This window comes from Primorskyibacter flagellatus, assembly GCF_014638275.1.
Classification (GTDB): Bacteria; Pseudomonadota; Alphaproteobacteria; order Rhodobacterales; family Rhodobacteraceae; genus Pseudooceanicola; species Pseudooceanicola flagellatus_A.
Genome location: NZ_BMFJ01000001.1, coordinates 1723610 through 1748062 on the forward strand (window position 1 = coordinate 1723610; position 24453 = coordinate 1748062).

Annotated in this window: 19 protein-coding genes and 1 pseudogene; 4 read left to right on the forward strand and 16 right to left on the reverse strand. The window is 66.4% G+C overall.

The window, feature by feature from the left end; genetic code table 11:
• The first annotated feature begins 1 nt into the window (after position 1).
• Complete coding sequence (locus tag IEV87_RS08450) at positions 2-1540, forward strand: tripartite tricarboxylate transporter permease (protein ID WP_188477206.1); 1539 nt, start codon at positions 2-4, stop codon at positions 1538-1540.
• Between the two features lie 260 nt (positions 1541-1800).
• On the opposite strand, the gene argE is transcribed toward IEV87_RS08450, so the two are convergent.
• The 8 genes and pseudogenes from argE to IEV87_RS08485 all read right to left on the reverse strand — a co-directional run bounded on the left by argE (position 1801) and on the right by IEV87_RS08485 (position 10020).
• Positions 1801-2976 (reverse strand): acetylornithine deacetylase, encoded by a 1176-nt coding sequence (argE, locus tag IEV87_RS08455; protein WP_188477207.1) that lies wholly within the window; start codon positions 2974-2976, stop codon positions 1801-1803.
• Complete coding sequence (locus IEV87_RS08460) at positions 2973-4022, reverse strand: Leu/Phe/Val dehydrogenase (RefSeq protein ID WP_188477208.1); 1050 nt, start codon at positions 4020-4022, stop codon at positions 2973-2975. Before IEV87_RS08460 ends, argE begins: the two co-directional genes overlap by 4 nt.
• A 22-nt stretch (positions 4023-4044) precedes the next feature.
• Positions 4045-4953, reverse strand: a complete 909-nt coding sequence (locus IEV87_RS22800) for a branched-chain amino acid ABC transporter permease (protein ID WP_308419903.1) — start codon at positions 4951-4953, stop codon at positions 4045-4047.
• A 72-nt stretch (positions 4954-5025) separates the two neighbouring features.
• Positions 5026-5886: pseudogene (locus IEV87_RS22805) on the reverse strand (branched-chain amino acid ABC transporter permease); the annotation flags it as partial.
• A 28-nt stretch (positions 5887-5914) separates the two neighbouring features.
• Positions 5915-6640, reverse strand: a complete 726-nt coding sequence (locus IEV87_RS08470) for an ABC transporter ATP-binding protein (protein WP_188477210.1) — start codon at positions 6638-6640, stop codon at positions 5915-5917.
• A 1-nt stretch (position 6641) separates the two neighbouring features.
• The gene (locus IEV87_RS08475; protein WP_188477211.1) at positions 6642-7385 is read right to left on the reverse strand and encodes an ABC transporter ATP-binding protein; all 744 of its coding nucleotides are present in this window, start codon (positions 7383-7385) and stop codon (positions 6642-6644) included.
• 59 nt (positions 7386-7444) lie between these two features.
• A complete protein-coding gene (locus IEV87_RS08480) occupies positions 7445-8695 on the reverse strand; it encodes an ABC transporter substrate-binding protein (protein ID WP_188477212.1) in 1251 nt (416 codons plus the stop codon).
• Positions 8696-9066: 371 nt separating this feature from the next.
• Positions 9067-10020, reverse strand: coding sequence for a GlxA family transcriptional regulator (locus tag IEV87_RS08485; protein ID WP_188477213.1), 954 nt, complete (start codon positions 10018-10020; stop codon positions 9067-9069).
• A gap of 103 nt (positions 10021-10123) precedes the next feature.
• On the opposite strand from IEV87_RS08485, the gene IEV87_RS08490 reads away from it, so the two are divergent.
• Positions 10124-10807, forward strand: coding sequence for a DJ-1/PfpI family protein (locus IEV87_RS08490; protein ID WP_188477214.1), 684 nt, complete (start codon positions 10124-10126; stop codon positions 10805-10807).
• A gap of 10 nt (positions 10808-10817) precedes the next feature.
• The gene (locus tag IEV87_RS08495) at positions 10818-12029 is read left to right on the forward strand and encodes an NAD(P)/FAD-dependent oxidoreductase (protein WP_188477215.1); all 1212 of its coding nucleotides are present in this window, start codon (positions 10818-10820) and stop codon (positions 12027-12029) included.
• A gap of 4 nt (positions 12030-12033) precedes the next feature.
• Here IEV87_RS08495 and IEV87_RS08500 read toward each other — a convergent pair whose 3' ends face one another.
• Both IEV87_RS08500 and IEV87_RS08505 read right to left on the reverse strand, forming a co-directional pair.
• On the reverse strand, positions 12034-12978 hold the full coding sequence (locus IEV87_RS08500; protein WP_229737486.1) for a CobW family GTP-binding protein: 945 nt from the start codon (positions 12976-12978) through the stop codon (positions 12034-12036).
• On the reverse strand, positions 12963-14456 hold the full coding sequence (locus IEV87_RS08505; RefSeq protein WP_188477216.1) for an amidohydrolase family protein: 1494 nt from the start codon (positions 14454-14456) through the stop codon (positions 12963-12965). The genes IEV87_RS08500 and IEV87_RS08505 overlap by 16 nt, the downstream gene beginning before the upstream one ends.
• 246 nt (positions 14457-14702) lie before the next feature.
• On the opposite strand from IEV87_RS08505, the gene IEV87_RS08510 reads away from it, so the two are divergent.
• A complete protein-coding gene (locus IEV87_RS08510) occupies positions 14703-16742 on the forward strand; it encodes an ATP-dependent helicase (protein ID WP_188477217.1) in 2040 nt (679 codons plus the stop codon).
• On the opposite strand, the gene IEV87_RS08515 is transcribed toward IEV87_RS08510, so the two are convergent.
• From IEV87_RS08515 to IEV87_RS08540, 6 genes are read right to left on the reverse strand one after another with little or no spacing between them, the layout of a single operon-like run.
• Entirely contained in the window at positions 16739-17761 is a 1023-nt protein-coding gene (locus tag IEV87_RS08515; RefSeq protein ID WP_188477218.1) for an NAD(P)-dependent oxidoreductase, read from the reverse strand. The genes IEV87_RS08510 and IEV87_RS08515 overlap by 4 nt on opposite strands.
• Complete coding sequence (locus tag IEV87_RS08520) at positions 17758-18639, reverse strand: glycosyl transferase family protein (RefSeq protein ID WP_188477219.1); 882 nt, start codon at positions 18637-18639, stop codon at positions 17758-17760. The genes IEV87_RS08515 and IEV87_RS08520 overlap by 4 nt, the downstream gene beginning before the upstream one ends.
• On the reverse strand, positions 18636-21266 hold the full coding sequence (locus IEV87_RS08525; protein ID WP_188478381.1) for a nitrate reductase: 2631 nt from the start codon (positions 21264-21266) through the stop codon (positions 18636-18638). The genes IEV87_RS08520 and IEV87_RS08525 overlap by 4 nt, the downstream gene beginning before the upstream one ends.
• Positions 21266-21595 (reverse strand): nitrite reductase small subunit NirD, encoded by a 330-nt coding sequence (gene nirD, locus IEV87_RS08530; protein ID WP_188477220.1) that lies wholly within the window; start codon positions 21593-21595, stop codon positions 21266-21268. Before nirD ends, IEV87_RS08525 begins: the two co-directional genes overlap by 1 nt.
• Positions 21592-24033, reverse strand: a complete 2442-nt coding sequence (nirB, locus tag IEV87_RS08535; RefSeq protein WP_188477221.1) for a nitrite reductase large subunit NirB — start codon at positions 24031-24033, stop codon at positions 21592-21594. Before nirB ends, nirD begins: the two co-directional genes overlap by 4 nt.
• Positions 24030-24452, reverse strand: a complete 423-nt coding sequence (locus IEV87_RS08540) for a globin family protein (RefSeq protein WP_188477222.1) — start codon at positions 24450-24452, stop codon at positions 24030-24032. Before IEV87_RS08540 ends, nirB begins: the two co-directional genes overlap by 4 nt.
• Position 24453: the final 1 nt, after the last annotated feature.

Below are 24453 nucleotides of genomic sequence, written 5' to 3' on the forward strand. Positions count from 1 at the left end.
CATGGAAACCCTTGCAAACCTCGGCGACGGCTTTGCCATCGCGATCACATGGCAGAACCTGCTGCTGGCCCTCCTCGGCTGCTTCCTGGGCACCATCATGGGCGCGCTGCCCGGCCTCGGCCCGTCGAACGGCGTGGCCATCCTGATCCCGCTTGCCTTCACGCTCGGCCTCGGCGCGACGCCCTCGCTGATCCTGCTGACCTCGGTCTATTACGGCGCAATGTACGGCGGGCGGATCTCGTCGATCCTGCTGGGAATCCCGGGCGACGAACCGGCGATGATGACCGTGCTCGACGGCCACCCTATGGCCAGGAAAGGCCTCGCGGGCGAGGCGTTGTCGCTGTCCGGCGTCGCCTCCTTCGTCGGTGCCTTCTTTGCCACCTGCGGCCTGATCTTCCTGGCCCCGCAGCTGGTCAAGGTCGCACTGCTGTTCGGGCCGGCAGAGTACTTCGCGCTGTTCGCACTGGCCTTCATGACCCTGGGCGGCGTATCGTCGACGAACCAGGCCAAGTCGGCCTTTGCCGCGGCTCTCGGCCTTGGCCTTGCCACCATCGGCGTCGACACCCAGACCGGCGTGCCGCGCTTCACCTTTGGCGAGGTGCACCTGTACGACGGGCTCGATTTCCTTGTCGCCATCGTCGGGCTCTTCGCGCTGTCCGAGGTTTTCATCTTCCTGGAAACCCGCCACGGCGGATCCGATGCCGAGGGCAGCAAGATGAAGATCGGCAGGCTCTACCCGCCGCTGTCGATGCTGAAGCAATGTACGCCGACCATGCTGCGCACGTCTTTCCTTGGCTTTCTCGCCGGCGTGCTGCCGGGTGCGGGCGCCTCACTGGGGTCGTTCATCTCCTACTCGATGGAAAAGCGCCTGGTGGACAAGGAGGGCACCTTCGGCACCGGGGACCCGCGCGGCGTCGCGGCACCCGAGGCGGGCAACAACGCCGCCGCCGGGGGCGCGCTGGTGCCGATGCTGGCGCTTGGCGTGCCAGGGTCGGGGACCACGGCGGTCCTGCTGGCCGTGCTGCTCGCCCTGAACATCACGCCCGGCCCGCTGCTCTTCACCCAGAACCCCGACGTGGTCTGGGGGCTGATCGCCGCGCTCTTCATCGCGAACTTCATGCTGCTGGCCATGAACATCCCGATGGTGGGTCTGTTCACCCGCGTTCTGATGATCCCCTCGCGCATCCTGATGCCGATCGTGGCGATGGTCAGCTTCGTCGGCATCTACGGCATCTCGGGCTCGACCTTCGACCTGCTGGTGATGATCGGCTTCGGGGTGATGGGCTGGGGCCTCCGAAAGCTGGACGTGCCGCTGGTGCCGATCATCCTCGGCACGCTGCTCGGCAACGCGATGGAGAACAACCTGCGCCGCGCCGTCACCATCGACAACGGCAACTGGCTGACCCTGATCGACAGCCCTCTTGCGATCACGCTCTGGGTCATCGCGATCATCGGTTTCATCCTGCCGCTGATCGTCGGTGCAAGGGTCAAGGCGCGGATGCACGCGCGTCGCGACGAAGAAGGGTCGATCAGCGACTGATCCGACACGGCAGCCGTTCGAAAGGAAGCGTTCGAACGGCTGTCAGGGGCCATTCCCGGCCGGCGGTACTGCGATTGCTCCTGGTGAAATGGCGGACACGGATAGCTGGCAACGACCGTATCGGATTAAGGCATCCACTCCGCACTTCCGCTATCCCCCGGTGCCGCCTCCCGACGCCTGAGGTCGTGCGGGGCAATACTTGTGACCACGGCACCTGGAACCACCAAGTCACTCTACGACCGCGAACTTCTACCTTGGGGTCAGAGCCGGTCGTGAACCGGTCGCTGTTCGAGCCGGTCTGCAAGTCGTCCGAGGAAGGTCTCCAGCTCCCGAATCTGGTTCAGTTCGATGAATTCGTCCGGCTGGTGCCCCTGCGCCATGGAGCCGGGGCCGCAGACGAGGGAGGTTATGCCCGCCCGGTGAGTGAAGGCACCGGCTTCGGTCCCGAAATCCACCTTGACCGGCGAATGCTGCGGCAGCAGGGACGCGAGGAAACGGACCGCGGGGTCGGTCCGGTCCGTCGTGAGGCCATGCACGCGGACGATCTCTTCGATCCCGACGGCACAGCCCGGATGCCGGCGAAGCATGTCCGGCAGCAGCACGCTACCAATGAAAGTGCGGATGCGGGTCATCAGGGTGTCGAGGGTCAGGTCCGCCGGCGCGCGGATATCGAGGCCGAGGGTGCAGGTCGCCGGCACGATGTTGAGGGCGGTCCCGCCATCCATCGTGTTGACCGAAAGGGTCGCGCCGGGGAATTCGTAATCCGGGTCGGGCTCCGCATCGCGCCGCATCTCGGCGGCGAGATCGTCGACGAACAGCACAAGGCGGGCGGCGGCTGCGATTGCGTTGACGCCCTCGGGCGCGCGGGCGGAATGGGCGGCGGCACCCGTCAGCGTGATCCGGTACATGCCGGCGCATTTGTGACCGGTCGCGATCTGCATGGAGGTCGGCTCTCCGACGATGCAGAGCGCGGGTTTCACGGGCAGTTCCGCAAGCCGGTCGAGCAGGCTGGTGACGCCGGTGCAGCCGACTTCCTCATCGTAGGACAGCGCGATGTGAAGGGGCGCCTTCAGGCGCCGCATCACCAGATCGGGCACGGCTGCCAGCCCGGTGCCGATGAAACCCTTCATGTCCGCGGTGCCGCGACCATAAAGCCGCCCGCCGGCCTCGCGCGTCACGAAGGGGTCACTCTGCCACGGCTGGCCGTCCACCGGGACCACATCCGTGTGCCCGGAGAGGATCACGCCGGGCTGGTCGTCGGGGCCGATCGTGGCCCAGAGATTGCCCTTGGTGCGGGTGTCGTTCCAGATGATCTCGCTCTTCACGCCGTGGCGGGAGAGCCAGCGGGTGACATAAGTCAGCAGATCGCGGTTGGAATCGCGGGACACGGTCGGAAATGCGACGAGGTCCCGGATCAGGTCGATGCTGCCGGTCATCCCCTGCCCGGCGCCGCCGCCAGAATGTCGCGGGCCATGCGATCGGCGGTGACGCCGCTCGGCTCCCCGGACCGGCGGGCGGCCTGCAGGACCTGTGCCGTGCGGGGGCCGATGGCATCGATCATTGCGTCGATGGTGGCGCGGTCCGCGTTGCGGAAGTATTCGGCGCAGACGATGATGATCCCGCCCGCGTTGATAACGTAGTCCGGTGCGTAGGTGATGCCCCGGTCGAACAGGATCTGTCCTGCGGCGGCGTCGGAGAGCTGATTGTTTGCACCGCCCGCGACGACCCTCGCAGTGATGCGGCGCGCGACATCGGGCGTGATGACCGCGCCAAGTGCGCAGGGGGCGACAACGTCGACGTCGGAGAGCAGCACGGTGTCGACCGGGGCGGCCTCGGCGGCAAAGCGGTCGCGTGCCTCTTCGACACGTGCCTCGGACAGGTCCGCGACGACAAGGGTGGCACCACGGTCGTACAGCAGCCGGGCGAGGTTCATTCCGACCCCGCCGAGGCCCTGAACGGCGATCCTGAGACCGGCGATGTCCGACCGGTCGAAAGCGAAGCGCGCCGCCGATTCAAGCCCCAGGCAAACGCCTTTTGCGGTGAAGGGTGAAGGGTTGCCGCCGACGCCGTCGAGCGTCTCGATCCCCGAGATGTAGGCGGTATGCCTTGCCGCCGTCTGCAGGTCCGAGGGCGACACGCCGACATCCTCGGCGGTCATGTAGGCACCGCCGAGCGTTTCGACGGCCCGGCCGAAGGCCGCAAAGACCTCATCCCTGCGGTCGTCGGGAACCGGGCCGAGGATCACGGCCTTGCCCCCGCCCATGGGCAATCCGGCCATGGCGTTCTTGTAGGACATTCCGCGCGACAGGCGCAGCACGTCGGTCACCGCATCGGCGGGATCGGGATAGGACCAGAGCCGGCAGCCGCCGCCCGCGGGACCAAGCGCCGTGGAATGGACCGCGATAACGGCTTTCAGACCGGAGGCCGCGTCGTTGAAGAACACGATGCGTTCGTGGGCGTCGAATGAGGGATGCTCGAACATGAACCTGTTCCTTTTCAGCGCGTCACAGCGAAATCTTCAGGACCTTCGCCAGTTCTCCCACGATCCCCCGGCGGAACGCCACGACACAGGCAATGAAGATCGCACCCTGTAGGACCGTAACCCACTGACCGAATTCCGCCAGATGATGTTGCGAGGAAATGATGACGAAAGCTCCGGCGAGCGGGCCAAGGAGGGTTCCGAGCCCGCCGAGCAGGGTGATGAGAACGATCTCTCCGGACATGCTCCAATGCACGTCGGTAAGAGAGGCGTTCTGCACGACGAAGACCTTCAGCGATCCGGCAAACCCGGCCAGAGTTCCGGAAAGGATGAAGGCCACGTATTTGTAGAGCGTCGTGCGATAGCCGAGGGAAATCGCGCGCGGTTCATTCTCACGGATGGACTTCAGCACCTGGCCGAAGGGGGAGTTGATGGTGCGGTAGATGGCGAGCGTGCCGAGGATGAAGCCCGCAAGAACGACGTAGTAGAGGACGGTCGTGTCTGCCAGGTCCAGCACACCGAACATCCGGTCCTTGGGTATGCTCTGGATCCCGTCCTCGCCATTGGTGAAAGGCGCGCGGAGATAGACGAAGTAGAGCATTTGCGAAATCGCCAGCGTGATCATCGCGAAGTAGATGCCCTGCCTGCGGATGGAGATGGCACCGGCAAGCGCCGCCAGCCCGGCGCAGGCCGCGACACCGGCGAGGATGCCCAGTTCCGGCGGCAGGCCCCAGACCTTGACCGCGTGAGCCGTGATGTAGCCGGCAGAGCCGAAGAACATCGCATGCCCGAAGGACAGCAGCCCGCCGTGCCCGATCAGCAGGTTGAAGGCCCCCGCGACCAAAGCAAAGCACAGGATTTGCATGATGAAATAGGGGTAGACCGACGTCAGCGGCAACAGCGCCAGACCGATCACCACCACGCCGAAGACCATCAGGGCCACCCGCTCGCGCCCCTGCGCGCTCGCGGGTTCGGGCGCCACGGCGGATTGCGTCGCCTCGATCCCGCGGCCGGTCAGGCCGGTCGGCTTGACGAGTAGGATCAGGACCATGAGCACGAAGATCACCGTACTGGACGCTTCGGGGTAGAAGTACTTCGTCAGCCCCTCGACCACGCCGACGGCGAACCCGGTGATGACGGAGCCGAGGATCGAGCCCATGCCGCCGATCACCACCACCGCAAAGACGACGATGATGAGGTCCGCGCCCATGAGTGGCCGGACGGAGTTGATCGGCGCGGACAGCACCCCCGCCAGCGCCGCCAGCGCCACGCCGAAGCCGTAGGTCACGGTAATCATCAGCGGTACGTTGATCCCGAAGGCCCGCACGAGCGACGGGTTTTCGGTCGCCGCGCGCAGATAGGCGCCAAGTCGGGTGCGTTCGATGAGGTACCAGGTCGCGATGCAGGCGACGAGAGAGAACACGACCACCCATCCCCGGTAGAGCGGCAGGAACATGAAGCCGAGGTTCACGCCGCCGGTCAGCGCTTCGGGGATCGGATAGGGCAGACCGGAGGAGCCGAAGGCCACCTGGAAAACCCCCTGCAGCACCAGCGCCAGCCCGAAGGTCATGAGCAGCCCGTAGAGGTGATCCATCTTTGCCAGCCGACGCAGGAGCAACCGTTCCGTCGCCATGCCCGCAAGTCCGACCATGACCGGTGCGAGGATCAGCGCGCCCCAGTAACCGATTCCGGCGCTGGCCATCAGGAAATAGGCCGCGAAAGCCCCGATCATGTAGAAGGCGCCATGGGCGAAGTTGATGATGTTCAGCATCCCGAAGATCACCGCCAGCCCGAGGCTAAGCAGCGCGTAGAAGGAGCCGTTGATCAACCCGATCAGCAGTTGCGAGAAAAGAGCATTTAGGGCCAAGGGGTCAGTCCTGTCGGTTCTTGGGCGTTCAGACGCCGAGGTAGCTGTTCAGTTTGGCGGTGCTGGCATCGACGTCGGCCCGCGTCAGGGTGTCGATGACCTGCCCGTGTTCGACCACGCAGAACCGGTCGGCGACCGACGTTGCGAAGCGCAGGTTCTGTTCGACCAGAAGGATGGTGAACCCCTTCTGACGCAGCCTTTCGATGGTACGTCCGATCTGCTGGACGATGACCGGGGCCAGGCCTTCGGTCGGTTCGTCCAGCACGATGAACTGCGCGCCAGTTCTGAGGATGCGGGCAATGGCCAGCATCTGCTGTTCCCCGCCCGACAGCTTCGTGCCCTGGCTGTACAGCCGCTCGAGGAGATTGGGGAACAGGTCGAAGATGTCTTCCGTCGTCAGACCGCCTCTGCGGACAACCGGCGGGAGCAGGAGATTTTCCTCTACATTGAGGCTTGAGAAGATACCGCGTTCCTCGGGGCAGTAACCGATGCCGAGCCGTCCGATGCGGTTGGCGGGCAGGTTGATGGTCTCGACGCCGCCGAATTCCACCGATCCGCTGCGCTTTTCCATCAGGCCCATGATCGCCTTGAGCGTCGTGGTCTTGCCCGCGCCGTTGCGGCCCAGAAGGGTGACAACCTCCCCCTCCGCGACATCGAAGTCCATGCCGTGCAGAACGTGGGATTCGCCGTACCAGGCGTTCAGTACGCCGACCTTCAGCGCGGTCCGGGTCATGGTGTCGTGTTCCGCCGTCATCTCAGACCCCCAGGTAGGCTTCGCGCACGCCGGGATGATCCGCGATGTCCCGGTAACTGCCTTGGGCGAGGATCTCTCCGCGTGCCAGCACCGTGATCTCGTCGGACAGGTCAGCGACGACGTTCAGGTTGTGCTCGACCATCAGGATCGTTCGGTTTTTCCCGATGCGGCGGATCAGGGCAGAGATGCGGTCGATCTCCTCATGCGCCATGCCCGCCATGGGTTCGTCGAGCAGGAGCATGTCCGGATCAAGCGCAAGGGTGGTCGCGATTTCAAGCGCGCGCTTCCGGCCGTAGGGCATTTCAGCCGCCATGGTCCCGGCAAAATCGCCAAGGCCGACATCGTCCAAAAGCTCCCGCGCCCGTGTGTCGTAGGCCCGCAGCGCGGACCGCGACCGCCAGAAATCGAAGGATCCTCCGCGCGCCCGCTGCAACGCCAGCTTGACGTTCTCCAGCGCTGTCATGCCGGGAAAGACGGCGGAGATCTGGAAGGACCGGACCATCCCCCGCCGAGCGACATCGGTCGGCGGCAGGTCGGTGATGTCCTGCCCCCTGTAGCGGATCGTGCCCGCCGTCGGTTTCAGGAACTTGGTCAGAAGGTTGAAGCAGGTGGTTTTGCCTGCTCCGTTCGGTCCGATCAGGGCGTGAATGCTGCCGGTCCGGACCTTGAGCGTCACGTTGCTGACTGCGGCGAAGCCCTTGAATTCCTTGCACAGGTTTTCTGTCTCGACCAGATATTCGCTCATGTCTTTTCTTTCCGGGCAAGGCCGGTCACGCGGGACCGCCGCAGTCTCTTCACCGCTTGTTATTTCTGGACCAGAGGACAGGCGCTGTTCTCCAGCGGCAGATAGGCCTCGGCTGCCGGGATCGTCTTCACCACGTCGTAGTAGGCCCAGTCCTTCGTCATCTCGTCGGGCTTCTTGGCCTGCACGAGGTAGAAGTCATGCACCAGCTTGCCGTCCGCGCGGATCGTGCCGCCGGGGGCAAAGAAATCGTCCACCGGAGTCTCGATCATCTTCGCAAGCGCCGCGTCCGTGTCGTCCGACCCGGCTGCCGCGACCGATTTCAGGTAGTGGAAAACCGAGGAATAGACCGACGCCTGCGGCGCCGTCGGAGCGCGGCCATGCCTGGCCATGAAGCGTTCGCCGAAGGCACGGGTTTCATCGTTGAGGTCCCAGTACCAGGCGGTCACCGTTGACAGGCCCTGCGCGGTCTTCAGTCCCATGGAATGCACGTCGGTCAGGAACATCAGTTCGGCCACCGGTTTCTGGCCGGCCTCCGTCATCCCGAATTCGTTCCACTGCTTCATCGCGGTCACCAACTGGCTGCCCGCGTTGCCGAACGCCACGACCTTGGCGCCCGAACTCTGGGCCTGAAGCAGGAAAGAGGCGTAGTCGGAGTTGCCAAGCGGATGGAAGACCGACCCGGCGGAGGTGCCGCCGGCCGCGGCGAGGATGGTTTCGGATTCCGCCACCATGTTGTGTCCGAAGGCATAGTCCGCCGCGATGAAGAACCAGGTGTCGAGCCCCTGCCCGACGTATTCGCGGACCGGCCCTGAGACGAGGTTGTAGTTGTCGTGCAGCCAGGCCAGCCCGGTCTTGGCACATTGCGCCCCGCTCAGTTCCGTGGTGCCGATGACGGCGAAACCGACGATCTTGTTGGCCTCTTTCGCCAGGGCGTTGACGGCCAGCCCGACGGCGGAATTGGACACGTCCGCGACCATGTCCACGCCATCGACGTCAAACCATTTCCGCACGATCTGTGCGCCGATGTCCGGCTTGTTCTGGTGGTCGGCCGAGACCAGATCAACCTCGATCTCGGGGTGCATCGCCTTGAAGTCTTCGATGGCCAGTTCTGCCGCCACGACCGAGCCGGGGCCGGAAAGGTCCGCCAGCGGGCCAGATTGGTCATTGATGACCCCGACCCGGACGACCCCGCCCGAAATTTCGGCGAGGGTCGCGGTCGGCAGGGACATTGCGGTGACAACGGCCACCGCGGCCGTCGCTTGCAATAGCGGGCCGCGCAGGGCGGTCTTGCGGGTGGTGTTTCGTTCCATGTCTTACCCCTGTTGGAAGGTGCTGGCCCGGTCCGTCGACGGGGTGTCGCCCCCGTTCGCCGTGCCAGTGTTGTTGATCGTGGATAAACGCTACCCACGCCCGTCCATGTCCGACAATGCCGTTTATCCGGCAATTTCGGACTCCGGCTTTGACCGTCCGTGTCGGGCCGTTTCGCAGGCCTGTCGGTCATGCGAGTCGTCCTTGTGCGTGTTGGAAATTGGCGTTCGAGCTTGTGAGGCAAGGCTCTGGCGGCCATTGCGACAGGCGGGAACAAGGCGCGTCAGGTGTCACGAATGGTGGGATCGACCACGATGGTTTCGGGCATTAAACCCGCAAATCAGGACATCCGCCGGCCTTGTGTCCGGGCCGGTCAGGCCTCTGCGCCCTTGGCAAGCCGGGCAGCCCGACGCATTGCCTGGGGCGGTTGACCATAGGCCCGGATGAAGGACCGGCGCATCCTCTCCGGGTCGCGGAACCCGGTGCCAGTGGCAATGATTTCAATGAGATCGCCCGAAGACTCGATCCGTTCACGCGCGACCTCCAGCCGCAGCCGTTCGATAGCCTTTGCGGGGGTCGTGCCGGTCTCATTGGTGAAAATTCGGGCAAAGTGGCGCGCGCTGAGGCCCGCACGGTCTGCCAGCATCTCGACCGTCAGGGGTTTGTCGAGGTTTTCGCGGATCCAGGTCAGCAGCGCACTGAACCGGCCATTCGGCGATTTCAGCTCCAGCAGGGTGGAGAACTGGGTCTGCCCGCCGCTGCGGCGGTGATAGAGCACCAGCTGTCGGGCCGTGGCCATGGCGATCTCTTCGCCATGCGTGTCGGCGACCATCGCGAGCGCGAGATCGATCCCGGCGGTCACCCCGGCCGAGGTCCAGACATTGCCCTCACGGTGGAAGATGCGGTCGGGCTCGAGCCGGACCTTCGGAAAACGCGCCGCGAAGTTGGAGGTCTCCTGCCAGTGCGTGGTCGCCTTGCGCCCGTCCAGAAGCCCCGTGCGGGCAAGGATATATGCGCCGGTACAGACGCTTGCGACCAGCCGCTTCTGTCTGGCCATGGTCCGGAACAGGGTCTGGGTCCGCTTGCATTCCATCGCATCCTCGACACCAAGCCCCCCGGCGGTGATCAGCGCGGACATGCCGCGTTCCTTCGCCACGTCCGAGGCCATGACCTCCACCCCGCAGGAGGACCGGACGAGGCCGGGGTCGATGGCAACCATCCTCACCTCGGGCGCGGTCGGGACAAGGCGGCGGGCGATCTCGAAGACAGCGGCGGGGCCCGTGACGTCGAGGATCTGGAAGCGTGGGAAGATGAAGAGTCCGATCATGGCCTGTCAGAGAATGTCAGAAAAAGTGGGAACTACGCCATTTTGGCGGAAAGCTGACCATGCCAGATTGCACCCGTCAAGTCAGTTCACCAAAGGCGTATCCATGTCTCAGAAAAAGCAGATCGGGCTGCTCGTCTTCCCGAACATCACGCAGCTGGACATGACCGGCCCGCTTCAGGTCTTCGGCAGCGTGGCCGATGCGGATGTCCATCTTATCTGGAAAACACTCGACCCGGTGCCAAGCGATACGCCCCTGATGATCGCGCCGACCGTCACGCTGGACGACTGCCCGCAGCTCGACCTGATCTGCGTGCCCGGCGGGCTTGGAACGGACGCGCTGATGGAGGACCCGGAGGTTCTGGACTTTCTCCGGCGGCAGGCCGAAGGTGCGGGATATGTCACTTCCGTCTGCACCGGCGCGCTGGTTCTCGGGGCGGCGGGGCTGCTCAAGGGCTATCGGGCGACGACACATTGGAATGCACTCTCCACCCTCCCCCTGCTTGGCGCCGAAGTTGTCAAGGAACGCGTGGTCGTGGACCGCAACCGGATCACCGGCGGCGGCGTCACGGCGGGCATCGACCTTGGCCTGATGGTCGTGGCCGAGATGTTCGGCAAACCGGTGGCGGAGTTCGTGCAGCTTCGGCTGGAATACAATCCGCAGCCCCCGTTCAATGCCGGATCGCCCGACACGGCCCCGGCAGAGGTGCTGGCCTCCACGCAGGCGAGAATGGCCGCGCCGCAGAAGAAGCGGATCGAGATCGCCGAAAGGATCGCACCGAACCTCTGATGCGGTCCGCATGACGACAATTGCCATTCTCGGGGCCGGCATGGTCGGCACGACAACGGCCCTCGCGCTGCAGGCGCGGGGGCATGACTGCGTTCTGATCGACCGCAAGCCGCCGGGACGCGAGACAAGCTACGGCAACGCAGGGATCCTCCAGGCAGAGGCAATGCTGCCCTATGCGCTGCCGTATCGTCCGTTCGACCTGTTGCGCATGGCGCTTGGCCACCGCAACGCAGTGCGGCTGAACTGGCGCGGTCTGGGAGGCCAATTGCCTGGCCTGTTGCGCTATCTACATGCGTCCCTGCCCGCCAACATGGCCCGTATCGGTCCGCTCTGGCGCGAGATGATCGCGGAAGCGATGGCAGGTCATGACCTGCTGGCTCGGGACGCCGGCGCCGAGGGCCTGATCCGGGCAACGGGCTATTGGGAGGTTTTCGCAACCCCTGCCACCTTCGCCGAAGGTGTTGCTCGGGCCAAGGCGCTGCGGGACGAATACGGCGTCGCGTCCGAAATCCTCGACCCCGCCGGTTTTGCCCGGGCCGAACCGGCGGTGACCGGGGAAACCGCCGGTGCCGTGCTCTGGGCCGGGCCGCGCAGCTGCTCCGATCCGGGCGGGCTTGTGGCGGCCTATGCCAGGATGTTCCAAGACAGGGGCGGACGGCTGGTCCAGGCCGACGCCGACGATCTTTCGCCTGACGGGTCCGGATGGCGGGTTGCCAGAGAGCGCGCGGAACGGGTGGTGCTGTCGCTTGGCCCCTGGTCGCCGGGTGTCCTCGCCAGCTTCGGCTACCGGGTGCCGATGGTGCGCAAGCAGGGATACCACCGGCATTTCAGGGCCGCCGCGATGCCAACCCGCCCGGTCATGCTGTCGCACCAGTCCGCGGTGCTTTCACCGATGAGCGCGGGCCTGCGCATTGCCACGGCGGTGGAACTGCCCGGTCGCCCGTTGCCCGATCATCGCCAGTTGCGCCGGGCGGAGGCCGCGGCCAGACGCCTGATGGACATAGGCGCGCCGGTCGAGGAAACACCCTGGACCGGCACCCGCCCCTGCCTTCCGGGGATGCTGCCGCTGGTCATGCAGGCCCCGCGTCACCGCGGTCTCTGGCTGAACTTCGGGCACGGGCATCAGGGCTTCACCCTCGGCCCGGCTACTGCCGACCGCCTGGCGCGTGCGATGGAGGGCGACACCGCGGCGATTGCCGGACTGGACCGGGGGCTCTGGTAACGAGTCAGCCCTCGCTCAGCCCGGCAAGCAGTCGGCGGGCCGCGTCGGGGTCGAAGACGTCGCGCTCTCCGATCAGGATCAGGGCGCAGCCGTCCTTTTGCAGGGCGGCGGGCATCACGCTGGCGCGGCGACCGACCATCTGGAACAGCAGATGCCGGGTGGAGGCGCCGGTCACGGTCAGGAACCCCTTGGCGCGCAGCAGAGAGGGGGCGAGGCTCTGGATAGCTGCCTGAAAGGCCCGCATGTCGATGGCACCTGCGCAGCTCCATTCCAGCGAAGCAAAGCGCCTGTCCGCCGGAGTGGTGCCGATACTGGCAACGGGCCGAGTCCGGACCGCGCCGACAAGTTCGGCGATCTCGACCACATCGCCTGCGGTTCCGAAGACGGGCCGTCTGGCGACTGTGGCCAGCCGCGTGGCAAGTGCGTTGACCCGGTTCGCCTGCGCCGGGACCTTGGACAATTGGATCATGTCGCTGCCGCGCAGTTGCGCCAGCCACAGCGGATCGCTCCAGCGGGTTTCGCCGTCCTGGAGGTCCTCGGCGTCGGCAATGCAGACCACAGCGTCGAGCGAGGCCACCCGCGCGACCACAGGGTCCATCAGGGCCTGAACGATACCGCCGGGATCGGCGACACCGCTGGCTTCAATGACGATGAGATCGGGCGGACGACCATCCAGGACATTGCGAAGGGTGCGCAGCAGATCGCCCTGAAGCGAACAGCAGATGCAGCCGTTCTTCAGGCCGATGACCTCCTCCGTCGCATTGCTCAGCAGGGCGGCGTCGATGTTGATGCTGCCGAAATCGTTGACGACCGCCGCGATCCTCTGCCCGTCCGCGCGAAGGAGCATGTCGTTGATGAATGTCGTCTTGCCGGCGCCGAGGAACCCGGTGACGACCACGACCGGGACGCTTATCGCGCCCGCCTCCGCAGGGGTCACCGCGGCGGGCATCGCACGGGCCGTCCGGGTGCCGCCCCGGTGTCGAGCAGGCCGTCACGAATGACCGGGACGCCGCCAACGAACAGGTGCCGCACCCCCTCGGAGGCGCGGTTCATCGCGGAAAAGGTGGCGCGGTCGGTGAGGGTTTCGGGGTCGAACACCACGATGTCCGCGTCGAACCCTTCACGCAGCCGCGCCTTGCGGGCGATCTGGGGAACGCTGTCGCCGATCACGCGGGCCGGGTAGATGGTGCATTTCGCCAGCGCCTCGCCCAACGGGATGACCGGGCGGTCCAGCGCATAATCGCGCAGAAACTTCGCGAAAGTCCCGGAGGAGCGCGGGTGCGCCGAAACATCTTCCGGAAGCGGCCAGTCCATGCCCTGGTAGATGGAACCGTCCGGCCGCACCCAGGGCATCGCATCCGACGCGATGGACCCGCCGGGATAGGTCACGGACTGATCCAGCATCCTGCGATGATCCGTGTTCACCTCCACATCCAGGTAGTGCCACATGACAAGGTCCGTCGGGGCTTCGTTCGCGGCACGCAGAAGGTCGGGCCGGTCGGCAAAACGATGCCGGTTCTTCACCAGTTCGATGGAATTGTAACCGGTGCCCGTACGTTCCGGGAATGCCGGATCGGCAAAGAAACCCGCCGCGACGACAGTCGATCCGGAGCCGTAAGGATAGGCCTCCGTTGTGACCTTCAGGCCCTGCGCCTGCGCCTTGGCAATCACCTCCACCGCGCGGTCGATGTCCTGAAGGCTGGTGGAGTTCAGGTGGCAGATGTGCATGTGCGCGCCCGTGGCCCCGGCCAGGCCAATCAGCCGGATATAGCTGTCGACAGAGGAGTTGGGATCGACATTCGCCATATAGGCGAGGTGGGTATAGGTCGGGCGGTCGAATTCGGCGGCGAGATCGCAGATCAGCGACAGTTCCTTCATGCCAGCGCCGGTAAGGTAGCCGTTCGGCATTCCGATGCCGATCCCGCCCTCCTCCAGCCCCTGACGGGTCGCCGCGACGATTTCGGCGGTCTGTTCGGGAGAGGCAGTGTCCGTACTCCACCGGTTGTCGTTGGAACTGCCCATGTGGCTGAGCGCATTGCGCGTGCCATCCGGAGAGAAGCCGCCGAACACGGCCCGCCGGGCAAAGGCCCAGGCTGCCGCCGCACCGTAATTGAGCACCCGCGCCTCGCCCGCCTGAGCCTCGTACCATTCGGCGACGGGCAGCACGCCGATCTCAAGTTCGAGCGTCGTTGTCACACCGTCGAAAGCCTGCATCCGGTCGGCGGCCACGGACTGGCCATGTGCGTGCAGGTCGATGAAGCCCGGTGCAACAACCAATCCCGACGCATCGATTTCCGTGGCGGCCGGACCAAGCCCGGTTCCGATGGCGGCGATGGTGTCCCCGGCGATGGCGATGTCGCAGACGCGGTCAAAGCCGGTTTCGGGGTCGATCACCCGGCCGTTCCGGATCAGCAGGTCATGGGTCATTGTCGGGGCTCCGGTCAGGGTCTTCGGGGTCGGTCGCGCAGCGTACGGTGACGCGGGTCACAGGCGACCGCCGCAACCATGGTGGATCGCGCCGGAAAGGCCAAGCGGGGCAGCGGCAACTCTCGGGTCAAGGCGGGATTGCAGGGGGTTACGCTTTTCGGGAGTGCGACCAACGAAGAACGTGTTCCCCAATTGTTCCGGATCGGTTAACCTGTGCCCTCACCCAGTCACAAGGGAACCGGGACCATGCAGGCGACCTATCTCGACAAGCTCAACCCCGACCAGCGCGCCGCCGTGGTGCATGGCGTGGGCGGCGCGGACATACCGCCGCCTCTTCTGGTGATCGCGGGGGCCGGGTCGGGAAAGACCAGCACGCTGGCGCATCGGGTGGCACATCTGCTGGTGAACGGGGCCGATCCACGGCGCATCCTGCTGATGACCTTCTCGCGCCGTGCCGCGACGGAACTGACGCGGCGGGTCGAACGGATCACCACGCAGGCCATGGGCACGGGCTACGCGGCAGAGGCGCTGACCTGGGCCGGGACCTTCCACGCCATCGGAGCGCGACTGCTGCGAGAGCACGCGGCGGGCATCGGACTGAGCCCGGACTTCACCATCCACGACCGGGAAGACAGCGCCGACCTGATGAACCTCTGCCGTCATGGGCTGGGATTTTCAAAGACGGAACAGCGTTTTCCGGCCAAGGGCACCTGTCTTGCGATCTATTCCCGCGTCGTGAATGCGGAGGAGCCGCTGGCCGAGGCGCTGAAGGCGCATTTTCCCTGGTGCCAGAGCTGGGAGGCGGAGCTCAAACAGTTGTTCGGGGCCTATGTCCGCGCCAAGCGGGACCAGAACGTGCTGGACTATGACGATCTGCTGCTGGCCTGGGCGCAGGTGATGTCGGATGCCGATTTCGCGGCGCATATCGGGGGCCAGTGGGATCATGTGTTGATAGACGAATACCAGGACACCAACCGGCTGCAGGCGCGGATCCTGCGGGCGATGAAGCCGGACGGGCGCGGGCTTACGGTGGTCGGGGATGATGCGCAGTCGATCTACGCCTTCCGGGCGGCGACGGTGCGCAATATCCTCGACTTTCCCGACAGTTACGCGCCCGCGGCGGATGTTTTTACGCTGGACCGGAACTACCGCTCCACCCGGCCGATCCTGACGGCCGCCAACGCGGTGATCGGGGCGGCGCGGGAGAGGTTCACAAAGGACCTCTGGACAGAGCGGGAGTCGGCCGAGAAACCGCGCATCGTCACGCTGGCGACGGAAGCCGATCAGGCGCGTTACATCGTGGACCGGGTGCTTGAGGACCGCGAGGCCGGCACCGCGCTCAGGGACCAGGCCGTGCTGTTCCGCACCGCCAGCCATTCCGGCCAGCTGGAGGTGGAACTGACCCGGCGCAACGTGCCCTTCGTAAAATTCGGCGGGCTGAAGTTCCTCGACTCCGCGCATGTGAAGGACCTGCTGGCGATGCTGCGCTTTGCCCAGAACCCGCGTGACCGCGTGGCGGGGTTCCGGGTGCTGCACCTGCTGCCGGGCGTGGGGCCGGTGGCAGCGGGCCGGATCCTCGACGCGCTGGACCTGTCGCCGCAGCCCGCTCTGGCGCTTGAGGCGGTGGCGCCTCCGGCGCGGGCCGCCGCCGACTGGCCGGGATTCGTTGCCGCCATGACCTCGGGCGCGGGCTGGCCGGAAGAGATCAGCATGATCCGAGCCTGGTACGACCCGCAACTTGACCGGATCCACGAGGATGCGGAGGCGCGGCGGGCGGACCTGCTCCAGCTGGAACAGATCGCGGCGGGCTATCCGTCGCGCGAAAAGTTCCTGACGGAGCTGACGCTCGACCCGCCGGATGCCACCAGCGACCGGTCGGGCGTGCCGCTGAAGGACGAGGATTATCTGATCCTGTCGACCATACATTCCGCCAAGGGGCAGGAGTGGAAATCGGTTTATCTGCTGAATGCGGTGGACGGCTGCATCCCCTCGGACCTCGGCACCGGTTCGACGGAGGAGATCGAGGAGGAGCGCCGCCTGCTCTACGTCGCCATGACCCGCGCGAAGGACCGGCTGACGCTTGGCGTGCCGCTCAGGTTCTACGTGACGCAGCAGACGCGGAACGGCGACCGCCACGTCTATGCGATGCGCACCCGGTTCATTCCGAAAGAGATGCTCGGGCATTTCGAGACGACAAGCTGGTCGCCGCCGCAGCCGGCCGGAACAAGACCGGCGCCGGTGCACCGGATCGATGTGGGTGCGCAGATGCTGTCGATGTGGGACTAGAGGGTCGCCGCGCAGGGGCTTGCGGATTCGGACCCCGGCGACGCGGACAGGGGCATGGGCACATGTTCGACCATGACGCCCGACACCTCCTCCGGCAGCGCCGCGCCGGGGCCCGCACGCAGCCAGACCACCTGCCTGTCCGTGCCCGCTTCGGCCGCGATGGCGGCAAGGCGGCGTTCGGCGGGCCAGACGCCGGAGCCATCACCGGAAGGCGCGGTCAGGCGGTGCGCATCACGGCGGGCGAGTTCCAGCACCTCAGCTGACAGGCCCGCGTCGGTGACGATCAGGTCAGCCTCCTGCAGGCGGCGGACGGCGCGCAGGGTCAACAGGTCGGCCCCGCCCTCGGGAACGTCGATAACCGACAGGCGGCCGGGGGCGGTGTCACCGGGCACCCTGCCCTCCTGCACGGCCTGCTTGATCGCGGCGCTTGCGGCGCGTTCCCCGCCCCGGTCCCATGCGGCGCGGGGCGCGCCCCTGAAGACCCAGGACCAGAAGCGGCGGCGCTGATCCTGCGGGATCGACTGCGCGACGGCGGGACGGAGCCTGCCAGCCAGCGCCGCCAGCGCACCGAGCCGCGGGGCCAGCATGGTTTCCAGCGCGACCTTGATCTCCCGCGTCAGGACGGGGGCGGTGCCTTCGCTGCCGATGGCGATCACCACCGGGTCGCGGTCGACAAGCGCCGGGGTCGTGATGTCACACATCTCGGGCCGGTCCACGACGTTGACCGGGCAGCGCACCGCGCGGGCCAGCGCCTGCGCCGAGGCGTCGAGCCCCGGGCAGCCTGTTCCGACAAAGGCCATGGCGGCGTTGTCGAAACAGGCGGCGGTGAGCGTGGTTTCGTGCCGCGCCAGCCCCTCCGCCACCAGCCCGGCGAGTTCGTCGTCGAGGTCGGGAGCGACAAGCACGATTTCCGCATCGGTCTTGAGCATCAGGCGGGCCTTCTGTGCCGCCGTCTCTCCGCCCCCGACGATGACGACGCGGCGGCCGGTGGTGCGGATGAACATCGGAAAGCTTTTCATTCGGCGGCTCCTGCCAGCGGCGGCTGCCCGAGAGTTTCAAAGGCCAGATCCGCGGTGCCCGCGACGATGGCGGATTCGAAATCCCCGTCGGTCGCGTCTTCCTTCAGTCGGCGGGTTTCGTCACTCAGTGCGGGGAAAGCCTGCTGCCAAGGCTGACCATTGCGCAGGCCGAAGGCGGCGATGTCCTTGCCGGGGTGGCGTTCGAACTCTCCGCCGCCGCCTTTGATGACTGTCAGCGACCGCCAGCCAAGCAGTTGCGCCGCATCCGCCTGCAACAGCCGGTAGGAGGGATGAAACACCCCCTGAACGCTGGCAGTTGCACGTCCGGGGTTCAGCATTCTGCAGACCGTGTTGATGCAGGAGCGCAGGCCAAGCACCGCGCGCAGGCGCAGCAGGGCGTAAAGGGCGGGATGCGCGGTTTCCAACGCCATGTAGACAATGCCGTCGCGGGCGAGGACCTCGGTCGCCTGATCCGCTGTGTTCGCCATGGCGATACCGGCGGCGGGCAGTCCGGCGCGCACCGTGTCATCGCCGCCGTTCCAGCCGTGCAGCAGAACCGGGTGCCCCGCATCGGCCACCTGCCGGGCGGCGTTCAGGAACCAGGGCGCACCGCGCGTGCGGCCTGCGGCATAGCTGGGCCAGTCCAGCGCGACACCCGCGACTTCCGGCATCGCGGACTGGGCGGCGTGGGCGAAGCCGGCTATCTCTTCGGCAGTTTCGCCCTTCATGCGCATGAGCATCAGCAACGCGCCAACCGCCTGCGGGGCCGCGTCACCCGAGAGCATGAGGCGCATGGCGTCCTCCGCCTCCTCCTGCGTGAGGGAACGGGACCTGCCCGGGCCGCGCCCGAGCGTCCGGACATGGATAGCCAGAGTCATTCAGCTGCCTCGCGCTGGCGGATGCGGGTCAGAAGGGCGGCGATCTCGGGCCGGCAGGACCCGCAGTTGGTCCCGGCCTGCAGTGCGGCGCCGACGGCCTCGACCGTGGCGAGCCCTTCGCCCTCCACCGCCTGAACGATGGTGTTCACACCCACGTTGAAGCAGGCGCAAAGCGTCGGGCCGGGATCAGGGCGATCGGCCGGCGGACGCCCCGAAAGAACGGCGGTGTCCGCGGTGCCGGGCAGTTGTGTGAGGTAGTCACGCATCACCGCCACGGGTTCCGGCGCGACAAAGAGTGCGCCGATCAGGCGGCCCTGATCGAACAGGGCGACGCGGGCGGTGCCGCGGGCGGTGTCGATGACGGTCATGGCCTCGGCCTCCGATGCCTGGAACAATTGTCGGGCGGCTGTCTCCCAGTTGTCAACGGGGGCGCGTCCGGCGAGTTCCATGCGGTAACCGGTGGTGGTGCGGGCCAGCGCCCAGTAATCGGCATCGGGTGACATCGGGGCGGCGGAGACCGCAAAACCATACCATGCGGCGTCGAACCGGGTCACAGCCGCCACGGCGGCCTTGCTTTCCGGCTGGCCGGAGACCGGGTCCGTCACCGCGGCGACCAGCGTGTCGATGCGGGCGGAGGGGGCGGTTTCGCCGGTCCAGTGCATCGGGGCAAACACATCGCCGGGGCGCTGCGCGTCGGTGATGCGGGCACGCAGGATAGCGCTGCCGGTCGGGCTGGTGACCTTTACCAGATCGGCGGCGGAGAGGCCGAGGCGCGCCGCGTCCTCCGGATGTATGTCGAGGAAGGGTTCGGCCAGATGCGCGGAGAGACGGGCGCTGAGCGCGGTGCGCGTCATCGTGTGCCACTGGTCACGCAACCGGCCGGTGTTCAGCCGGAAAGGATAACGGGGACCGGTGCGGGCGGCGGGGGCGCGATGCGTCACCGGTAGCATCCGGGCCTTTCCGTCGGGGTGGTAGAACTGACCATCTGCGAAAAACCGGCCGCCTTCGCGCGTGGCACTGACGGGCCAGCGGGTCGGGGCGAGCGTGGCGTAAGCGTCGTCATCCAGCCCGCCAAGGCCGGAGATGTCGAAATCCCGGCCGAACTGCCCGGCAATCCCCGAGAGCGCGGCGTATTCGCGGAAGATCTCGGCCGGGCTCTCGTAGTCGAAGGCAGCGGTCCAGCCCATGCGGCGCCCGACCTCGGCCAGCATTGCCCAGTCCGGGCGGCTGTGCCCCGGCGCGGGCAGTACCGCACGCTGCCGGCTGATCGTCCGGTCGGAGTTGGTGACGGTGCCCTCCTTCTCCGCCCAGGCGGTCGCGGGGAGGAGCACATGCGCCAGCCGCGCGGTGTCGGTCTGCCCGGTCACGTCGCTGACCACCACGAAATCGCATCCACGGATCGCCGCGCGCACGGCGTCGGCGTCGGGCATGGTAACCGCCGGGTTGGTGTGGATGATCCACAGCGCCTTGATCCGCCCCTCCCCGACCGCGCGGAACATGTCGACGGCCTTCAGCCCCGGACGGTCGGGCGCCGTCGGGGCCTGCCAGAAATCGCGCACCGCCGTACGATGATCGGCGTTTTCCAGGTCGAGGTGGCAGGCGAGCATGTTCGCCAGCCCGCCGACCTCGCGCCCCCCCATGGCATTGGGCTGGCCGGTGACGGAGAAAGGCCCCATGCCCGGTTTGCCGATCCGGCCCGTCGCGAGGTGGCAGTTGAGGATCGCATTGACCTTGTCGCTGCCTGACGACGACTGGTTCACGCCCTGGCTGAAGACGGTGACGACCTTTTCCGTGCCGATCCAGAGCCGGGTGAACGCCTCGATCTCCGCCTCGGTCAGTCCTGTGACGGAGGCGTCGGTCGTCGATGCGGCCTCCAGCGTGGGGACGAAGCCCTCGGTATGGGTCAGGTATGCGCTGTCGACCGCGCCGCTGTCGTGGATGGCGGAGAAGAGGCGGTTGAACAGGGCGACGTCGCTGCCGGGGGCCAAAGCGAGATGCAGGTCGGCTTCGTCGCAGGTGGCGGTGCGGCGGGGGTCGATGACGACGATCTTCGTGCCCCGCGCCTGACGGGCGGCCAGCAGACGCTGGTAGAGCACCGGATGGCACCATGCGAGGTTGGAGCCGACGAGCACGACGAGGTCCGCCTCCTCCAGATCCTCGTAGGTGCCCGGCACGGTGTCGGTGCCGAAAGCGCGGCGGTGCCCGGCGACGGTGGAGGCCATGCAAAGGCGGGAGTTGGTGTCGATGTTAGCCGAGCCGATGAAACCCTTCATCAGCTTGTTCGCGACGTAGTAGTCCTCCGTCAGCAGCTGGCCGGAGACGTAGAAGGCCGCCGCGTCGGGCCCGTGTTCGTCAATGGTGGCGCGGAAGCGGTCCGCGACCAGTTGCAGGGCGTCGTCCCAAGGGGTTTCTGTCCCGTTCACAAGCGGCGCGGTCAGGCGGTGACCAAGACCGACGGTTTCCGCCAGCGCGGACCCCTTGGAGCAGAGCCGTCCGCGGTTCGCCGGATGGTCGGGATCGCCGCGCACGGACAACCCCCCTGCCCCGTCGGGCCGCAGAAGCACGCCGCAGCCGACCCCGCAATAAGGGCAGGTGGAGCGTGTTTCCGGCAGACCCGACCCGTCCATCACGCGACCTTCCGGGCTGTCAGACGGCTGGCGTCGATCAGCACGCGTCCGGCTTCGATCCTGACCGGGTAAGTCGGGATGGCGGCGTCCTCTCCGATCGCCTGGCCGGTGTTGAGGTCGAAGACCCAGTTGTGCAGAGGGCAGGTGATGCGCTGGCCGTGCACGATCCCGTCCGACAGGGGGCCGGCCTTGTGCGGGCACGTGTCCGACGCGGCAAAGACTTCTTCCTCTGCCGTCCGGAAGATGGCCACGCAACCAAGCGCAGTGCGGATCTTGCGGGCGCCGCGCAGGGGGATGTCCTCAACGGATGCGATGTCGATCCAGCTCATTCTGCGGCCTCCAGGGTCAGGTCGGCAAGGGGCTGGTAGGCGGCGGGCTTCGCCGCGTGTTCCGCCCAGGGGTCCTTGCGGTAGATGGATTGCGACAGCTCGAACCGTTCGATCAGGGCTGCGCGGGACTCGCGATCGGTGACAACCTTCTCCTTCACCCAGTCGAGACCAACCTTCGCGACCCACTTGTAGGGCCGGTCGAGGTACTTGGCGTTCTCGCGGTAGAGCTGGACGAAGGCGATGGTGAGGTCGATGGCCTCCTGCTCCGTCGGGACATCGGCCAGCCGCTCGGTCTCCTTCAGGTCCATGCCCGCCGCCCCGGCGACGCCGACCTGATAACCGGAGTCCACGCAGATCACGCCCACGTCCTTGCAGGTCGCCTCCGCACAGTTCCTCGGGCAACCGGACACGGCCAGCTTGACCTTGTGCGGCGTCCACGATCCCCAGAGCGCCTTTTCCAGCTTGATCCCGAGACCGGTCGAATCCTGCGTGCCAAATCGGCAATGATCCGATCCGACACAGGTCTTCACCGTGCGCAGACCCTTGGAGTAAGCATGGCCGGACACAAGCCCCGCCTCGTTCAGATCGGCCCAGATCGCGGGCAGGTCCTCTCCCCGGATGCCAAGCAGGTCGATGCGCTGGCCGCCGGTGACCTTGACGGTCTTTGCATTGTATTTCTCCGCCGCGTCGGCGATGGCGCGCAGTTCACCGGCGGTGGTCACGCCGCCCCACATGCGCGGCACGACGGAGAAGGTGCCGTCCTTCTGGATGTTGGCGTGCTTGCGTTCGTTAACAAAGCGGCTCTGCGGGTCGTCGCGGTATTCCAGCGGCCAGTCGGCGAGCAGGTAGAAGTTGACCGCGGGACGGCAGGAATGGCAGCCGTTGCGAGTCTTCCAGCCCAGCTCCTGCCAGACGGCCTCCTGCGATTTCAGGGGCTTGGTCTTGATCAGGCGGCGGACGTCCTCATGCGTCAGATCGGTGCAGCCGCACATGGGCTGCGCGGTCGGTGCGGCATAGTCGTCGCCAAGCGTGACCTGAAGCAGTTGTTCGACCAACCCGGTGCATGTCCCGCAGGACGCGCTTGCCTTTGTTTTGGCCCTGACCGCGCCAAGGTCGGGTGCACCGCCCTGAATTGCCTCGACGATAGTACCCTTGCAGACGCCGTTGCAGCCACAGATCTCCGCATCAGGCGGCAAGGCTGCAACGGCTGACAGAGGGTCCGCGGAGGCGCCCCCCTGAGCCGCCGGACCGAAGATCAGCGTATCGCGCATCTCCTCGATGGACGATCCGTCCTTGATGAGGCTGTAGAACCATGCGCCATCGGCGGTGTCGCCGTACATGACGGCACCGATCAGGCGGTCGCCCTCGATCACCAGACGCTTGTAAACGCCCCGGGCCGGATCGCGGAAGACGATATCCTCGCGCCCCTCCCCTTCGGCAAAATCACCAGCGGAGAACAGGTCGCAGCCCGTCACCTTCAACTTGGTCGACACCTCGCGGTTGACGAATGCCGCCTCCTCGCCCGCCAGCGTCCTCGCCAGCACCTTCGCCTGATCGTAAAGCGGGGCGACGAGGCCAAAGATCGCGCCGTCGAATTCCACGCATTCCCCGAGCGCGAGGATATCCGGGTCCGAGGTCACCATCTGCGCGTCGACGTGGATGCCCTTGCCGACCGCCAGCCCGGCTTCCTGCGCCAGCTTCACGTTCGGACGGATGCCGACGGCCATGACCAGCAGGTCGCAGGGCAGTTCGGTGCCGTCATCCAGCAGCAGCGCGCGGGCGTGGCCCTGATCGTCGGCAAGGATCTCCTTGGAATTCGCGCGGCAGAGGACCTTGATCCCCTTCGCCTCGAGCGACTTCTTCAGCAGGTAGCCGGCCGCTTCGTCCAGCTGACGTTCCATCAGGTGGCCCATGATGTGCACCACGGTGACGTCGACGCCCTGCGCCGCCATGCCCGCCGCCGCCTCCAGTCCTAGCAGGCCGCCGCCGATCACCACGGCCTTCGCACCGGGGCGCGCGCCGAGGGACATCATGCGTTCTGTATCCTCGAGGTCGCGGTAGGGGATCACGCCGGGAAGGTCGTGCCCCGGAAGCGGGATCATGAAGGGGTTGGACCCGGTGCCGAAGACCAGCTTGTCATAGGGAACTTCGCCCTTCTCGCCAACGACGACCTTCCGGGCCCGATCCACGGCGATCACCTTTTCCCCGAACCGGCAGTTGATGCCGTTGTCGGTGTAGAAGGCGTCGTCGTGGGTCACGATCTGTTCGTAGGTCTTTTCGCCTGCCAGAACCGGGGACAGCATGAGGCGGTTGTAGTTGCCCCGTGGTTCCGCGTTGAACAGGGTGATGTTCCAGTTATCGGGCGCTGTGTCGAGCAGATGCTCGATCGCCCGGCCCGAGGCCATGCCGGCCCCGATGATGACGAGGTTGCGGGTCATGCCTTTTCCTCCCCGTAGGCGGCCGAGATCATGGCGCCGGACAGGGCGCCGTAGGCGGTGAGCCAGGCGGAGCGGACGTCCGGCGTGAAGGCATCACCCAGGCCCTTCTCAAGCGTGCGGATGAGGGAGGCGCCGACGGCTCCGTAGTGCTCCGGCTCAACCCCGTAGGTGACATGCTTGCGGGCAAGGTCCTCGGCCGCAGGAAGGATCGCGGGCAGATCGCGCAGGCCGTTCACGACCACAGCGAGCGTGCCCATGAGCTTGATCCCCTGCTCTTTCATGTCCGTCTTCGCAAACAGCGGCTGCACTTCGGGTGCGGTTTCGAACAGGTCGGCGTAGAAGATCTCCGCCGCGGCTTCGCGGATCGGGACAACCTGGTTGAAGCTGTCCTGAACGCGGGAAATGGTCGTGTCGTCCATA

What these genes read in the sequence shown, in the direction of transcription:
- IEV87_RS08480 (WP_188477212.1), bottom strand. Translation starts at nt 8,695, where the DNA reads ATGGAACGAAACACCACCCGCAAGACCGCCCTGCGCGGCCCGCTATTG.
- IEV87_RS08520 (WP_188477219.1), bottom strand. Translation starts at nt 18,639, where the DNA reads ATGACTCTGGCTATCCATGTCCGGACGCTCGGGCGCGGCCCGGGCAGG.
- IEV87_RS08450 (WP_188477206.1), top strand. Translation starts at nt 2, where the DNA reads ATGGAAACCCTTGCAAACCTCGGCGACGGCTTTGCCATCGCGATCACA.
- IEV87_RS08490 (WP_188477214.1), top strand. Translation starts at nt 10,124, where the DNA reads ATGTCTCAGAAAAAGCAGATCGGGCTGCTCGTCTTCCCGAACATCACG.
- IEV87_RS08475 (WP_188477211.1), bottom strand. Translation starts at nt 7,385, where the DNA reads ATGAGCGAATATCTGGTCGAGACAGAAAACCTGTGCAAGGAATTCAAG.
- IEV87_RS08500 (WP_229737486.1), bottom strand. Translation starts at nt 12,978, where the DNA reads ATGCCCGCCGCGGTGACCCCTGCGGAGGCGGGCGCGATAAGCGTCCCG.
- IEV87_RS08515 (WP_188477218.1), bottom strand. Translation starts at nt 17,761, where the DNA reads ATGAAAAGCTTTCCGATGTTCATCCGCACCACCGGCCGCCGCGTCGTC.
- IEV87_RS08495 (WP_188477215.1), top strand. Translation starts at nt 10,818, where the DNA reads ATGACGACAATTGCCATTCTCGGGGCCGGCATGGTCGGCACGACAACG.
- nirD (WP_188477220.1), bottom strand. Translation starts at nt 21,595, where the DNA reads ATGAGCTGGATCGACATCGCATCCGTTGAGGACATCCCCCTGCGCGGC.
- IEV87_RS08505 (WP_188477216.1), bottom strand. Translation starts at nt 14,456, where the DNA reads ATGACCCATGACCTGCTGATCCGGAACGGCCGGGTGATCGACCCCGAA.
- IEV87_RS08525 (WP_188478381.1), bottom strand. Translation starts at nt 21,266, where the DNA reads ATGGACGGGTCGGGTCTGCCGGAAACACGCTCCACCTGCCCTTATTGC.
- IEV87_RS08485 (WP_188477213.1), bottom strand. Translation starts at nt 10,020, where the DNA reads ATGATCGGACTCTTCATCTTCCCACGCTTCCAGATCCTCGACGTCACG.
- argE (WP_188477207.1), bottom strand. Translation starts at nt 2,976, where the DNA reads ATGACCGGCAGCATCGACCTGATCCGGGACCTCGTCGCATTTCCGACC.
- IEV87_RS22800 (WP_308419903.1), bottom strand. Translation starts at nt 4,953, where the DNA reads ATGGTCTTCGGCGTGGTGGTGATCGGTCTGGCGCTGTTGCCGCTGACG.
- nirB (WP_188477221.1), bottom strand. Translation starts at nt 24,033, where the DNA reads ATGACCCGCAACCTCGTCATCATCGGGGCCGGCATGGCCTCGGGCCGG.
- IEV87_RS08460 (WP_188477208.1), bottom strand. Translation starts at nt 4,022, where the DNA reads ATGTTCGAGCATCCCTCATTCGACGCCCACGAACGCATCGTGTTCTTC.
- IEV87_RS08540 (WP_188477222.1), bottom strand. Translation starts at nt 24,452, where the DNA reads ATGGACGACACGACCATTTCCCGCGTTCAGGACAGCTTCAACCAGGTT.
- IEV87_RS08510 (WP_188477217.1), top strand. Translation starts at nt 14,703, where the DNA reads ATGCAGGCGACCTATCTCGACAAGCTCAACCCCGACCAGCGCGCCGCC.
- IEV87_RS08470 (WP_188477210.1), bottom strand. Translation starts at nt 6,640, where the DNA reads ATGACGGCGGAACACGACACCATGACCCGGACCGCGCTGAAGGTCGGC.